Annotated in this window: 8 protein-coding genes and 1 pseudogene; 4 read left to right on the top strand and 5 right to left on the bottom strand. The window is 75.4% G+C overall.

Annotated features, from left to right (window positions below):
- Nucleotides 1-3: 3 nt before the first annotated feature.
- The 5 genes and pseudogenes from ACF089_RS31125 to argC form a co-directional block, all read right to left on the bottom strand.
- The gene (locus ACF089_RS31125) at nt 4-1,401 is read right to left on the bottom strand and encodes a lysine N(6)-hydroxylase/L-ornithine N(5)-oxygenase family protein (protein WP_392033899.1); all 1,398 of its coding nucleotides are present in this window, start codon (nt 1,399-1,401) and stop codon (nt 4-6) included.
- A 77-nt stretch (nt 1,402-1,478) separates the two neighbouring features.
- Nucleotides 1,479-2,714, bottom strand: a complete 1,236-nt coding sequence (locus tag ACF089_RS31120; RefSeq protein ID WP_392033896.1) for an acetylornithine transaminase — start codon at nt 2,712-2,714, stop codon at nt 1,479-1,481.
- Between the two features lie 263 nt (nt 2,715-2,977).
- Nucleotides 2,978-3,817, bottom strand: a pseudogene (gene argB, locus ACF089_RS31115) (acetylglutamate kinase); the annotation flags it as partial.
- A gap of 101 nt (nt 3,818-3,918) precedes the next feature.
- The gene (gene argJ / locus ACF089_RS31110; RefSeq protein ID WP_392033893.1) at nt 3,919-5,070 is read right to left on the bottom strand and encodes a bifunctional glutamate N-acetyltransferase/amino-acid acetyltransferase ArgJ; all 1,152 of its coding nucleotides are present in this window, start codon (nt 5,068-5,070) and stop codon (nt 3,919-3,921) included.
- The gene (gene argC / locus ACF089_RS31105) at nt 5,067-6,089 is read right to left on the bottom strand and encodes an N-acetyl-gamma-glutamyl-phosphate reductase (protein WP_392033890.1); all 1,023 of its coding nucleotides are present in this window, start codon (nt 6,087-6,089) and stop codon (nt 5,067-5,069) included. Before argC ends, argJ begins: the two co-directional genes overlap by 4 nt.
- A gap of 760 nt (nt 6,090-6,849) precedes the next feature.
- Here argC and lanKC point away from each other — a divergent pair.
- The 4 genes from lanKC to ACF089_RS31085 all read left to right on the top strand — a co-directional run bounded on the left by lanKC (nt 6,850) and on the right by ACF089_RS31085 (nt 13,607).
- A complete protein-coding gene (lanKC, locus tag ACF089_RS31100; protein WP_392033887.1) occupies nt 6,850-9,558 on the top strand; it encodes a class III lanthionine synthetase LanKC in 2,709 nt (902 codons plus the stop codon).
- A 30-nt stretch (nt 9,559-9,588) separates the two neighbouring features.
- Nucleotides 9,589-9,720 carry a SapB/AmfS family lanthipeptide gene (locus ACF089_RS31095; protein WP_392033884.1) on the top strand — a complete coding sequence of 44 codons (132 nt, stop codon included), beginning with the start codon at nt 9,589-9,591 and terminating at the stop codon, nt 9,718-9,720.
- A 132-nt stretch (nt 9,721-9,852) separates the two neighbouring features.
- The gene (locus tag ACF089_RS31090; protein ID WP_392033881.1) at nt 9,853-11,688 is read left to right on the top strand and encodes an ABC transporter ATP-binding protein; all 1,836 of its coding nucleotides are present in this window, start codon (nt 9,853-9,855) and stop codon (nt 11,686-11,688) included.
- Nucleotides 11,685-13,607 (top strand): ATP-binding cassette domain-containing protein, encoded by a 1,923-nt coding sequence (locus ACF089_RS31085; protein WP_392033878.1) that lies wholly within the window; start codon nt 11,685-11,687, stop codon nt 13,605-13,607. The genes ACF089_RS31090 and ACF089_RS31085 overlap by 4 nt, the downstream gene beginning before the upstream one ends.
- The last annotated feature ends 143 nt before the right edge of the window (nt 13,608-13,750 follow it).

The following is a 13,750-nucleotide window of genomic DNA, read 5'->3' as shown; positions in this document are numbered from 1 at the left end:
GCCTCAGCCGCTGTGCGCGGCGACACTGTCCGCGGCGGTGTCCAGCTCGGCCTCCAGCAGGTCCAGTCCGCCCTGTCCGGCGCGGCGGAGCAGCAGCGAGTCGCGGATCTCCCCCGAGCGCACGGCGAGCGTGGACAGCAGCGACGAGGTGATCCCGTGGGTGTGCTCGGTGCCCGCGCCCTGGAGATAGACGCCCGCGCGCACCCGGTCCGACATCCGCAGCCGGTGGTCGCGGTCGATGCGCAGCCTGCCCTGGCCGTCCGTCAGACACTCGTCGGCGAGCGCGCCGAGCAGCTCGCGCGGGTCGGCGGGGCGGTAGCCGGTGGCCAGGACCACCGCGTCGGAGTCGAGGGTGACGCGCTCGCCCGTGGTGAGGGAGGCCACCACCGCGCGGGCGCCGTCGGGCAGCTCCTCGACGCCGGTCAGCGCACAGGTGTTGAGGATGCGCAGCCGCTGGGTCCCGGCCACCTTCTCCTGGTAGACCGTCCGGTAGAGCTGGGCGATGAGATCGCCGTCGACCACCGAGTAGTTGGTGTTGCCGTGGTAGTCGAGGAGGGCCCGCTTGACGTCCTCGGGGGCGTCGTAGAAGTCGTCCACGGCCGACGGGTCGAAGATCCGGTTGGCGAAGGGGCTGTCGTCCGCCGGGCTGTAGCCGTACCGGGTGAAGACGGCGCAGATCTCGGCGTCGGGGAAGGTGCGGTGGAGATAGTCGGCGGTCTCGGCCGCCGACTGGCCCGCGCCCACCACCGTGAACCTGCGGTGGGGCCGCGCCGTCAGACCGGGCGCGCGGAAGAGCAGGTCCCGGTTGTGCCAGACATGCGCCCCGGCGGTGACGCCCTCGGGGAACTGGGGGCGCAGCCCGGTGCCCAGCACCACGTCGCGGGCGCGCACCGTCCGCTCGTCGCCGGGGCCGCCGCCGGCCGGGCGGCTGACCACGTCGAGGCTCTCCACCAGCCCGTCGCGCTCGACGGGACGGACGGCGACCACGTCCCGGCCGTACGAGACCCGGTCCGCGAAGGACGCGGCGCACCAGTTCAGATAGTCGTGGAACTCGACCCGGGTGGGGAAGAAGCTCTTCTGGTTGATGAAGTCGGCGAGCCGGTCGCGGTCGTGGAGGTAGCGCAGAAAGGTGAAGCGGCTGCCCGGGTCGCGCATGGTGGCGAGATCCTTGAGGAACGACACCTGCATGGTGGCGCCCTCCAGCAGCATGCCCTGGTGCCAGCCGAAGTCGCCCTGGCGTTCCACGAACGCCGAGCGGATCGTCCGGTCGGGGGCGCACTGGCCGTTGTGCTCAGCGATGGCTATGGCCAGTGCGAGATTGGCCGGGCCGAAGCCTATGCCCACCAGATCCTCGGTGGGGATGCTCTCCTGCTGTGCGGTGCTCGCGTGCCCTGCCGACATGCTCGTCCTTACTGGTGGGGGGCTGGCTCGGGGGTGTTGAGCCAGTGGATGGTGGATGTTCCGCGGGTACGGTGGCCTCAGCCGAGGACGGCGGGCAGCGCCGCCAGGAACGCGTCGGCCTCCTCCGCGGTCACGGTGAGCGGCGGTGCGAGGCGCACCAGGTCCGGGCCGGTCGCGTTCACCAGGAATCCGGCCTGCCGGGCGGCGAGTTGGACCTCGGCGGCGACCGGTTCGGCGAGCACGACGCCGAGCAGCAGCCCCTCGCCGCGCACCGCGCTCACCCGGGGGTGGCCGATCCGCCGGACGCCGTGGGCCAGCCGGTCGCCGATCCGCCGGACATGGTCGAGCAGGCCCTCGGTCTCGATGGTGTCGAGCACCGCGAGGGCGGCGGCGCACGCCACCGGGTTGCCGCCGAAGGTGGATCCGTGCTGGCCCGGGGTCAGCAGTTCGCCCGCCGCCCCGAAGGCGACGGCGGCGCCGATCGGCAGCCCGCCGCCCAGCCCCTTGGCGAGGGTGATCACGTCGGGCGCGATCAGCGGGTCCGACCGGTGCGCGAACCAGCGGCCGGTGCGGCCGATCCCGGTCTGGACCTCGTCCAGCATCAGCAGCGCCCCGGCGGCGCGGGTGATCTCGCGGGCCGCCCGGAGATAGCCCTCGGGGGCCGGGATCACCCCCGCCTCGCCCTGGACCGGCTCGATCAGCACCGCGGCCGTCTCCTCGGTGACGGCGGCGCGCAGCGCGTCCGGGTCGCCGAACGGCACATGGACGACCTCGCCGGGCAGCGGCAGGAACGGCGCGCGTTTGGCGGGCTGTCCGGTCAGCGCCAGGGCGCCCAGGGTGCGGCCGTGGAAGCCGCCCTCGGCGGCGACGACGCGGGGCCGGCCGGTGCGCCGGGCGATCTTGAAGGCGGCCTCGTTGGCCTCCGCGCCCGAGTTGGCGAGGAAGACCCGGCCGGGCCGGTCGCCCGCGAGCCGCAGCAGCCGTTCGGCGAGGGCGATCGGGGGCTCGGCCGCGTAGAGGTTGGAGACATGGCCCAGCCGTCCGATCTGGGCGGTCACCGCGGCGACCACCGCCGGATGGGCGTGGCCCAGCGCGTTGACCGCGATGCCGCCGGTGAAGTCGAGATAGGCGGCGCCGTCCGCGTCCCACACGGTCGTGCCCTCGCCCCGGACCAGCGCCAGCGGGGGAGTGCCGTAGGAGTCCATCATCACGGCCCGCCAGCGCGCGGTCAGTTCGGCGCCGCCGCCGGTCCGGGACCCGGCGTCCTCGCCGGGGCGCGCGGCGGCCGCCGGATGTGCGGTGCTGCTGGTCATCTGCCGTCCTCTGGTTCGGGGAAGCCGACGCCGGGGGAGCCGCCCGCGGGGGTGTGCGGTACGGGGGTGTGCGGTACGGGCCCGTCGGGTGCGGGTGCGGGTGCGGGTGCGGGTGCGTCCGGTACGCGTGCGTCGGGTACGAGGGCGTTCCGTACGGGGGCGTTCGGCGCGGGCGCTTCGGGGCGGGGGGCTCGCGGGGCGGTCAGGCCGGCCGTGTCCCGGTCGTCCCGGCTGCCCGTGACCCGGTCGTCCCGGTGCGGCGGGGCGTCGGGGACCACCCGGGTGCCGGTGTGGTCGTCGGTGAAGACCTCCAGCAGCAGGGAGTGGGGCACCCGGCCGTCCAGCACATGCGCCATCCGGACCCCGCCGTCGCGCACCGCCCGCAGACAGCCCTCCATCTTGGGGACCATCCCGCTGGCCAGCCCCGGCAGCAGCTTCTCCAGCTCGCTCGCCGTCAGCCGCTCGATCACCTCGGCGCTGTGCGGCCAGTCGGCGTACAGCCCCTCGACGTCGGTGAGCATCACCAGCTTCTCCGCGTCCAGCGCCACGGCCAGCGCGGAGGCCGCCAGGTCGGCGTTGATGTTGTAGATCTGCCCGTCCTCGCCGCGCGCGACGGGGGAGACCACCGGGATCCGGCCCCGGTCGAGCAGCGCCCGCAGGGTGTGCGGATCGACCCGCACCACCTCGCCGACCAGCCCGATGTCCACCGGTTCGCCGTCCACCCACGCCGGCCGGCGCACCGCCGTCATGGTGTGCGCGTCCTCGCCGGTGAGCCCGACGGCGAACGGCCCGTGCGCGTTGATCAGTCCGACGATCTCCCGCTGCACCTGGCCCGCGAGGACCATCCGTACGACGTCCATGATCTCGGGCGTGGTCACCCGCAGCCCGGCGGCGAACCGGACCTCCAGGTCGAGCCGGCCCAGCAGGGCGCTGATCTGCGGCCCGCCGCCGTGCACGACGACCGGGCGGAGCCCCGCGTACCGCAGCGAGACCACGTCCTGGGCGAACGCCGCCTTCAGCTCCTCGTCCACCATCGCGTTGCCGCCGAACTTGATGACGACGACCCGGTCGCGGAAGGTCTCCAGCCAGGGCAGCGCCTCGATGACCGTGCGGGCGCGGTCCCGGGCCCGCGCCCCCCGGTCCCGGGAGCCGGGTGCGCGGGAGGCCGGTTTGGCCGGGTCGGCGGGGAGCGGGCGCGGCGCGCTCACGAGCTGTACGCGCTGTTCTCGTGGACGTACTCGGCCGTCAGATCGTTGGTCCAGACGACCGCGGACTCCCGGCCGGCCCGCAGATCGACGGTGAGCGTGATGTGGCGGCCGGAGAGATCGACCTTCTCGCGGGCCTCGCCCGGCGCTCCGTCCCGGCAGACCCATACGCCGTTGATCGCCACATCGAGCCGGTCGGGGTCGAAGACGGCGTCCGTGGTCCCGACGGCCGAGAGCACCCGGCCCCAGTTCGGATCCTCGCCGTGCAGCGCGCACTTGAGGAGGTTGTTCCGGGCGACCGACCGGCCGACGGCGACCGCGTCCCGCTCGGAGGCCGCGCCGACGACCTCCACCTCGATCTCCTTGGACGCGCCCTCGGCGTCGGCGACGAGCTGACGCGCCAGATCGAGGCAGACCGTGTGGACCGCCCCGGCGAAGGCGTCCGGGGCCGGGACGACGCCCGACGCTCCCGAGGCCATGAGCAGCACGGTGTCGTTGGTCGACATACAGCCGTCGGAGTCGACCCGGTCGAAGGTGGTGCGGACCGCGTCCCGCAGCGCCGTGTCCAGCGCGGCGGCGTCGACGTCGGCGTCGGTGGTGAGGACCACCAGCATGGTGGCGAGCCCGGGGGCGAGCATGCCCGCGCCCTTGGCCATCCCGCCGACCGTCCAGCCGCCGGAGGCGACCGAGGCCGTCTTGGGCGTCGAGTCGGTGGTCATGATGGCCACGGCCGCGTCGTCGCCGCCGTCCGGGGCGAGCCGGTCCGCGGCGGCGTCGACGCCCGCGGTGAGGCGGTCCATCGGCAGCCGCACCCCGATCAGCCCGGTGGAGCACACGGCCACCTCGTCGGGGCTCACGCCGGTCGCCCGGGCCGTCCGCTCGGCGGTCAGCCGGGTGTCCTCCTGGCCGGGCCGTCCCGTGCAGGCGTTGGCCCCGCCGGAGTTGAGGACGACGGCGGTGAGCCCGCCGTCCGCCAGCACCCGGCGCGACCAGCGCACGGGGGCGGCCTGGACCCGGTTGGAGGTGAACACCCCGGCCGCCGCCCGCGACGGGCCGGCGTTCACCACCAGCGCGACGTCCGGGGCGCCGGACTCCTTGATCCCGGCGGCGACCCCGCTCGCGAGGAATCCCTGGGCAGCGGTCACACTCACGGAGCCACTCCATTCATGGGAAGGCCCAGGGTCTCCGGCAGCCCCAGGGCGATGTTCATGCTCTGCACGGCGCCGCCCGCGGTGCCCTTGGTGAGGTTGTCGATCGCGCTCACGGCGACGATCCGCCGGGCGTTCTCGTCCAGCGCCACCTGCACCTGGGCGGTGTTGGAACCGAGCACGGCGGCGGTGGACGGCCACTGCCCCTCGGGGAGCAGCCGGACGAACGGCTCGTAGGCGAAGGCCTTCTCGTACGCGGCGCGAAGGTCGTGGACGCCGTCCCGGAGCCGCGCCGAGCAGGTGGCGAGGATGCCCCGGGACATGGGCGCGAGGGTCGGGGTGAAGGAGACGGTCACCGGTTCGCCCGCGGCGGCGGAGAGGTTCTGCGCCAGCTCGGGGGTGTGCCGGTGGCCGCCGCCGACCCCGTACGGCGTCATCGAGCCCATCACCTCGGAGCCGAGCAGCTGCGGTCTGAGCGAGCGGCCCGCGCCCGAGGTGCCGCTGGCGGCGACGATCACCGCCTCGGGCTCGACCAGACCGGCGGCGAACGCGGGGAAGAGGGCGAGCGTCACGGCGGTCGGATAGCAGCCGGGCACGGCGATCCGGCGCGCGCCGCGCAAGGCGTCGCGGCCGCCCGGGAGTTCGGGGAGGCCGTACGGCCAGGTCCCGGCGTGCGGCGTGCCGTAGAAGGTCTCCCACGCCGCCGCGTCCCGCAGCCGGAAGTCCGCGCCGCAGTCCACCACGAGCGTGTCCCCGCCGAGCCGCCCGGCCAGCTCCGCGGACTGCCCGTGGGGCAGCGCGAGGAACACGACGTCGTGCCCGGCCAGCGAGGCGGCGGAGGTCTCCACCAGCAAACGGTTGTGGAGGGAGCCCAGTTGGGGCTGCGCCTCGCTCAGGGGGCGGCCCGCGCTGCTGTGGGCGGTCATGGTGCCGATCTCCACCTCGGGGTGGGCCGAGAGCAGACGCAGGATCTCACCTCCGGCGTAACCACTCGCGCCCGCAACAGCCACGCCGAAGGTCATCTCAGGAATCTTCTCTTTCGATCGCTGGTGACACGCGGTGAGCACCAACCCGCCGACAGGAACTTAGCTTAGCCTAACCTAAGGCTGCCCCCCTGTCGGTGTGACCATCCCGACCCTCCACCCCCACCCCCTCGTTGCCCCACTCCCCGGTGCGCGCCTCAACCGCCGAGGGGTGACTCCGTCGTGGGGCATGGGGTGTTTCCGCCCGTCCGGCGTTTGGGGACACGCCTCCGGGCGGGGGGATTTTCAGCCTGCCCGGCGTTTGAGGACGGACCCGCGGGGCGTGGGGTCTGTCGCGGCGCGGGGGGGAAATCTCAGCCCGTCCGGCGTTTGAGGACGGACCCGCGGGTGGAGAGCGGGTCTGTCGCGGGGCGGGGGGAATTCCAGCCTGTCCGGCGTTTGAGGACGGACTTGGAGGTGGGGGCCGGGTCTGTGGCGGGTGCTCGGCTCTCGTGTGCGCCTCAATCGCCGGCGGGGCTGGAATGGGGCTCTTCGGGCCGGGCCGTTGTCGCGTGCGGCGCCCGGTGCGCGCCTCAATCGCCGGCGGGGCTGGGATGCGCGCCGGCGAAGCCGGCATGCGCGGCGGACGGGCGGGTGTGTGAGGCGTGCATGGTGAGGGGCGGTGGGACGGCGTGCGCCGGGGCGTGCGATTCGCACATGACGCCGTACACCGGAGAGGTGACAGCGACGACTGTCACCCCGCCCCGCCGCCGTGAGAGCTTCCTCCCATACCGCACCGGAACCGAGCGAGGGAGCACGGGTGAACCCTGAGTACGCCGCGTACTGCCAAGCGGACCGCGACTTCTACGACGCGCCGCACCGCTCCCCGGGCGGTGCCGCCGCCGCCGAGGACTCGCTGTACGCCGCTGCTCGCACCCCGGCCCCCGACGGCTGGGAGACCTCTCGCCGAGGCGACTGGCTCTCGTACACGCCGCTGGGCCTCACCCTCCCCCAGCAGGGCTGGAAGATCCACGTCTCGGCGGGCCTCGACAACGCCGAATCGATCCTGCGGCGCGTGCTCGACCACTGCCTCGCCCGGCGCATCCCGCTGAAGTTCGTCCCCGCCCCCACGCTCCTGCTGCTCCGCAACGCCAAGTACGCGGACCGCGCCGGCAGCGGCAAGTTCATCACGGTCTACCCGCACTCCGAGGAGATGTTCCCCGAGCTCTGCGCCGACCTGGTCGCGCTGCTCGAGGGCGAGCACGGCCCGTACATCCTCAGCGATCTGCGCTGCGGCGACGGACCGGTGCACGTACGGTACGGGGCCTTCGCCTCACGCTTCTGCACCGGCCCGGACGGACGGCTCGTCCCCGCCATCGCGGACCCGACGGGCGCCCTCGTGCCCGACCCGCGCGGCCCCTCGCTGAACATCCCCGACTGGGTGACGCCCCCCGAGATCCTCCGCCCCCATCTGGAGGCCCGCCGGTCCGTCGGCCTCAGCGACATGCCGTACGAGATCCAGGGCGCGCTCCACTTCTCCAACGGCGGCGGCGTCTACCGGGCCCGCGACACCCGCACCGGAGAGGACGTCGTCCTCAAGGAGGCCCGGCCGCACGCCGGCCTCGCCGCCGACGGGGCCGACGCCGTCGCCCGGCTGGAGCGCGAGCGCACCGCGCTCGAACAGCTCGCCGGACTCGACTGCGTACCCCGCGTCCTCGGGACCTTCGAGGTCGGCGAACACCACTTCCTGGTGCTGGAGCACATCCCCGGCACCACCCTCAACACCGTCTTCGCCCGCCGCTTCCCCCTCTCCTCCTCCGCCCCCGACGCCGCACGGCTCGCCGAGCACGCCGAGTGGGCCCGCCACATGTACGCCGAGGTGGAGCGCGCGGTGCACGCCGTGCACGAACGCGGCATCGTCATCAGCGATCTGCACATGAGCAATGTCATGGTCTCCCCCGACGAGTCGCGAATCGTGCTGCTGGACTTCGAGGCCGCCTTCCCGGCCGCCGAGGACCGCCGCCAGGTCGTCGCCAACCCGGCCTTCGTCGCCCCGCGCGACCGCCGGGGCGCCGACATCGACCGCTACGCCCTCGCCTGTCTGCGCCTGGCCCTGCTGCTCCCGCTGACCACGCTCCTCTACATCGACCGAGCGGCCGCGACCCGGCTGGCCCGGGACATCGCCCGCGTCTTCCCGGTGACGGAGGAGGAGCTGCGCCCGGCGGTGACCGAGATCCTCCGCGACATCCCCGACGGCACACGCGACCCCGACGGCACGGACAGCGCGGACGCCACGGACAGCGCGGACGGCGCAGACCGCACGGACGGCCGCCGCCCGCCCGCCACCGCCGCCCCGCGTGCCGCCGCCGACCCCGGACAGGACCCGCCCGAGCCGTCCCGGTGGCCGCTCAGCCGCGACTCCATGGCCCGCGCCATCGCCGCCTCCCTCACCCCCGAGCGCGACGACCGCTGCTTCCCGGGAGACATCGCCCAGTTCGCCTCCCCGGCCGGCGGCCAGTCCTTCGGCCACGGCGCGGCCGGAGTGCTCTACGCCCTCCACGCGACCGGCGCGCCCCCCTGCCCCGAAGCCGTCGAATGGCTCCTGACCAAGGTCAAGGAACCCGCCTCCGGCACCCCCACCGGCTTCTACGACGGCCTCGCCGGAATCGCCTGGACCCTGAATCTCCTGGGCCACACCGACCGGGCCGCCGAACTCGCCCAGCTGGTCGCCCGGCAGCCGCTCGACGGCCTCACCTCCGATCTGCACGGCGGCCACGCGGGCATCGCCCTCGCCCTCGACGATCTCGCCGCGTCCGCCGACGGCGCCGAGGCCACCGCGCTGCGCCGGGCCGCCGACCGCTGCACCGCCCTCGCGGCCCGCGCCCTCGTCTCCGGCCCGCCGTCCTCCCGCACCGGGCTGCTGCACGGCGCCACCGGACTCGCGCTCCTGTTCGTACGCCGCTACGAGACCACCGGCGACCCCGCCTTCCTCGACCTCGCCGCCACCGGGCTCCAGCGCGATCTGGCCCGCTGCCGCACCGGCGCGGAGGGCGCGCTCCTGGTCGTCGAGAACAAACGGACCATGCCCTACCTCGGCGCCGGCAGCGCCGGACTGGCGATGGTGCTGGACGACTATCTGGCCCACCGCGAGGACGCGGCCCTCGCCTCCGCGCGCGAGGCGATCCAGCCCGGCCTCCGCTCGGCCTTCTACATCCAGCCGGGACTCTTCCGGGGGGTGGCCGGGCTGATCCTCCAGCTCGCCCGAACCCCCTTCGGCGACCCCGGCGAACGACGGCGCGTCATCGACCGCCACACCGAACTCCTCGGCCGACAGGCCACCCCCTACGCGGGTGAACTGGCCTTCCCCGGAGAGCAGCTGATGCGCCGGTCCATGGACCTGGCCACCGGCACCGCCGGATGTCTGCTCGCCCTCGGCGGCGTGCGACGGCCCGACCGGGCCGCGCTGCCGTTCCTCTCGCCCCGCGAGAGCCCCCAGACCCGGCCCCAGCCAGGGGCCGTGCACCAATGAGGAAAACCGTCCCCAAGGAAGGAATTCATCATGGCTCTTCTCGACCTTCAGGCTCTGGAGACCCCCGCCGAGGAAGCGTTCGGCGACGTGGAAGGCGGCTCACAGATCAGCCTGCTCATCTGTGAGCACAGCTCGCTGAGCGTCGTCGCCTGCACCCCGTGACGCCGCGCCGGGGGGCGGGACGGTGAACAACCGCACCGGCCCGCCCCCCGGCCCCCGGCCGGTCCCGTGGCCACTCGGCCCGGGACCGGTCGTGCTGTCCGGCGCCCGGCCGACCCCGGAGGGATCGTGAGTGTGACGAGCAGCCGTCCGTCGGCGAAGTCCTCCCCGCCGCGGGCGCGCGCCCCCCGGCCGCCGGGCGCCGGGCGGCTCTCCCTCGCCGTCGTCGTCCTCTGCTCCACCGGCTCGGCCCTCGCCGCCCTCGCCCTGCCCGCCGCCCTCGGCGTCACCCTGGACGAACTGATCTCCACCCGCCGCGTCCCCCGGTCCGGCCTGCTGCTCTGCGCCGCGCTCACCGCCGCCGAAGTCGTCCTGGACGCGATCGTCGCCCTCGTCGGCGGCACCACCACCGCCCGGCTCACCGCCCGGCTGCGCACCCGCGTCCTGGAGCGCCTGATCCGCGCCGAGCCGCGCCACGGCGCCGAGACCGCCCCCGGCGACCTCACCACCCGGCTCACCGCCAACGCCGCCGAGGCCGCCGCCGTGCCCGTCACCGCCGCCAACGCCGCCGCCGTCGTCCTGCTCCCGCTCGGCGCGGCGGCCGCGCTCCTGGCCGTCGACCCGTGGTCCGCCCTCGCCCTGCTCCTCGGAGCCCCCGCCTTCGTCCTGCTGCTGCGCGCCCTCATCCGCCGCACCGCCGACGTCTCCGCCGACTACCAGCGCGAACAGGCCCTGATCGCCACCCGGCTGACCGAGACGCTGGACGGGATCGACACCGTACGGGCGGCCCACACCGCCACCCGCGAGCACGCCCGGATCACCGCCCCGCTCACCGCGCTCGCCGTCCACGGACACCGCGTCTGGGAGATCCAGGGCCGGGCCGTCGGGGGCAGCGCGGTGCTGCTGCCCCTGCTCACCATTCTGGTGCTGGCCGTCGCCGGGCTGCGGATGTCGTCCGGCGCGATCAGCGTGGGCGACCTCTTCGCCGTCTCCCGCTACGCCGTCCTCGCGGTGGGGCTCGGCGCGCTGACCGGCGCGCTCGCCGCGATCTCCCGGGGCCGCACGGCCGCCCGCCGCCTCCAGCCCCTGCTGGACCTCCCGCCCGTGCCCCACCGCTCCCTCGCCCTGCCGCCCGGCGGACCGGGCACGGTCGAGCTGCGCGGCGTCGGCGTCGTACGGGACGGGCGCCAGGTGCTGCGCGAGGTCAGCCTCACCGTGCCCGGCGGCGCCTCGATCGCGGTCGTCGGACGCTCGGGCTCGGGGAAGTCGACGCTGGCGGCCGTGGCGGGCCGGCTCACCGACCCCGACTCCGGGACCGTCACCCTGGACGGAGTGCCGCTGGACGGCGTCGACCCGGTACGGCTGCGGGACGAGGTGGCCTACGCGTTCGCCCGGCCCGCGCTGCTCGGCGACACGGTCGGGGACACCATCGCCCTCGGCGCGAGCACCCCCCCGCCCGACCGGGTGCGGGCGGCCGCCGAGGCTGCCTCCGCCGACGGGTTCGTCGCCCTGCTCCCGCTCGGCTACCGCACCCCGCTGGAGCGCGCCCCGCTCTCCGGCGGCGAGTGCCAGCGCCTCGGTCTGGCCCGGGCGTTCGCCCACGCCGGCCGGCTGCTGATCCTCGATGACGCCACCTCCAGCCTCGACACCGTCACCGAGGCCCAGGTCCAGCGGGCGCTGGCCCGCCGCGCCGGAGCCGGCACCCGGATCGTCGTCGCCCACCGCGTCTCCTCGGCCGCCGAGGCCGACCGCGTGGTGTGGCTGGAGGACGGCGCGGTCCGCGCCGTCGGCCGTCACCACGACCTCTGGTCCGATCCCTCCTACCGCGCCGTCTTCCACCCGCCGGACGACACCGGGTCGCCGCGGGACGTGCGGGACGAGCCGGATGAGAACGATGCGAACGGCACGGGCGGTACGGAACACCCGGCCGCCCCCGGGCCCTCCCCGCGCCCGGACGGGAGCCCCGCGTGACCGCCGAACCCGCGCCCGCGCCCGCCGCCGCCCCGGCCCCCGGCGACCGGACCCCGCCGCCCGGCCCGCGACCCGCGCCCGCCCCCGTACCCCCGCCGTCCGAACCGGCGGCGGAGCCGAGGACCGCGTTCGGACGCGTCGTACGGGAGGGACGGCCGTTTCTCCGCGCCCGCCGGGGCGTGATGCTGCGGCTGGGCGGCTGGTCGCTGCTGGAGTTCGCGCAGACCTTCCTCGGGGGGTTCGCCATCGCCCGCGCGATCGACCGGGGCTTCCTGGCCGGTTCGGCGGCCACCGGACTGCTCTGGCTCGCGGTGGCCGCCGTCGCCACCCTCCCCGCCGCCCTCGCCACCCGAGGCGTCTTCGGCCGGCTCGCGGATCTGGTCGAGCCGGTCCGCGACGGACTCGTGCGCCGGGCCGCCGCCCGCGCGATCGGCGCCGCGCTCGCCGGGCCCGCCGCCGCCTCCTCCCGCTCGGTCTCCCAGGTCACCCACCAGAGCGAGATCGCCCGCGACGGCTGGGCCGGACTCGTGCTCTCCCTGCGCTCCTTCGTCTTCACCGCCGCCGGGGCGCTCGCCGGAATGGCGGTCCTCTCCCCCCGGCTGCTGCTCGTGGTCCTGCCCCCGCTCCTGCTGGGCCTCGGGCTCTTCCTCGCCACGCTCTTCCCCATGGCCGCCCGCCAGCGCGCCTACCTCGGCGCCGACGAGGCGTTCGCCGCCCACGCCGGGCAGACCGCCGCCGCGCTCCGCGACATCGCGGCGGCGGGCGCGGCCGCCGGCACCGTCGCCCGCGCCGAACGGCTCGTCGGCGAACAGGCCGCGCAGGCCCGCGCCCTGGCCCGGTGGGCCGCCGTACGGGTCCTCGCGCTCGCCGTCTGCGGACGGGTGCCGCCGCTCCTCCTGCTGCTCGCCGCGCCCTGGCTGATGCGGCACGGGCTGACCAGCGGCGCGCTGGTGGGGGCGTTCACCTATCTGACGTACTCGCTCGCCCCGGCCCTGCACGCCCTGCTGAGCATGCTCGGCACCGCCGGCGGCCGGCTCGTCGTCGTCCTCGACCGCTTCACCGGCCCCGCCCCGCTCCCGCCCCCGCCCTCCGCCCACCCCGAGCACCGCCCGGAGCACCGCCCGGAGCACCTCCCCGAGCCCTCAGAGCACCGCCCCGAGCCTCGCGGGCGCGGGCGGTCCGGCCCCGGTCCCGCCGGACGCGCCGGTCACCCCACCGCCGAACTGCGCGGCGTCGCCTTCGCCTACGGGCCCGAGGCCCGGCCGGTGTTCGAGGGGCTCGATCTGCGGCTGGAGGCGGGCGGCCGGCTCGCCGTGGTCGGACCGAGCGGGAGCGGGAAGTCGACCCTGGCGGCCGTCCTCGCCGGCGTGGCCGCGCCGACGGCGGGCGAGGTCCGCTGGCTGGGGCGGCCCGCCGCCGGGCAGGAGCCGACCTCCGTACGCACCCTCCTGCCCCAGCGGGCGTATGTCTTCAGCGGCACCCTCCGCGACAACCTCCGCTATCTCCGGCCCGCTGCACGGGACCTCGAAGTGGCCGCCGCCGTCGAGGCGGTCGGCCTCCAGCGGCTGACGGAACGGCTCGGCGGACCGGACGCCCCGCTGGACCCGGGCCGGCTCACCCTGGGCGAGCGCCAGCTCATCGCGCTGGGCAGGGCCCACCTCACCACCGCGCCGCTGCTCATCCTGGACGAGGCGACCAGCCATCTGGACCCGGCCGCCGAGGCCCTCGCCGAACGCGCGCTCGCCGAGCGGGCGGGGACGCTGGTGGTCATCGCCCACCGGCTGACGTCGGCGGCGCGCGCCGAACGCGTCCTGGTGATGGACGGTACGCGGACGGAGACCGGCACCCCGTCCGAACTGCTCGCCGGGTCCGCGCTCTACCGCGATCTGGCCGGCCACTGGGCCGGTGCCCCGCGCTGACGGCCCCGGGGCGGCTAGGGTCTTTCTTTTGGATCAGGCCGGATCAGGGAGCGGGGCCTGGTGCCGTGCATCGCAAGGCGGAGGAATGAGTCCATGCGGTGGGGGTACCTCCCGCGCCGCCAGGCGCAGGGGGCCATCGGCGA

Source organism: Streptomyces sp. NPDC014894 (assembly GCF_043080985.1).
GTDB lineage: Bacteria > Actinomycetota > Actinomycetes > Streptomycetales > Streptomycetaceae > Streptomyces.
Note: the sequence above shows the minus strand (reverse complement) of the source record. Positions and strands in the feature narration are given on the sequence as shown.

Coding starts and splice junctions, on each gene's coding strand:
- ACF089_RS31125 (WP_392033899.1), bottom strand. CDS start 1,401: ATGTCGGCAGGGCACGCGAGCACCGCACAGCAGGAGAGCATCCCCACC.
- ACF089_RS31120 (WP_392033896.1), bottom strand. CDS start 2,714: ATGACCAGCAGCACCGCACATCCGGCGGCCGCCGCGCGCCCCGGCGAG.
- argC (WP_392033890.1), bottom strand. CDS start 6,089: ATGACCTTCGGCGTGGCTGTTGCGGGCGCGAGTGGTTACGCCGGAGGT.
- ACF089_RS31095 (WP_392033884.1), top strand. CDS start 9,589: ATGGCTCTTCTCGACCTTCAGGCTCTGGAGACCCCCGCCGAGGAAGCG.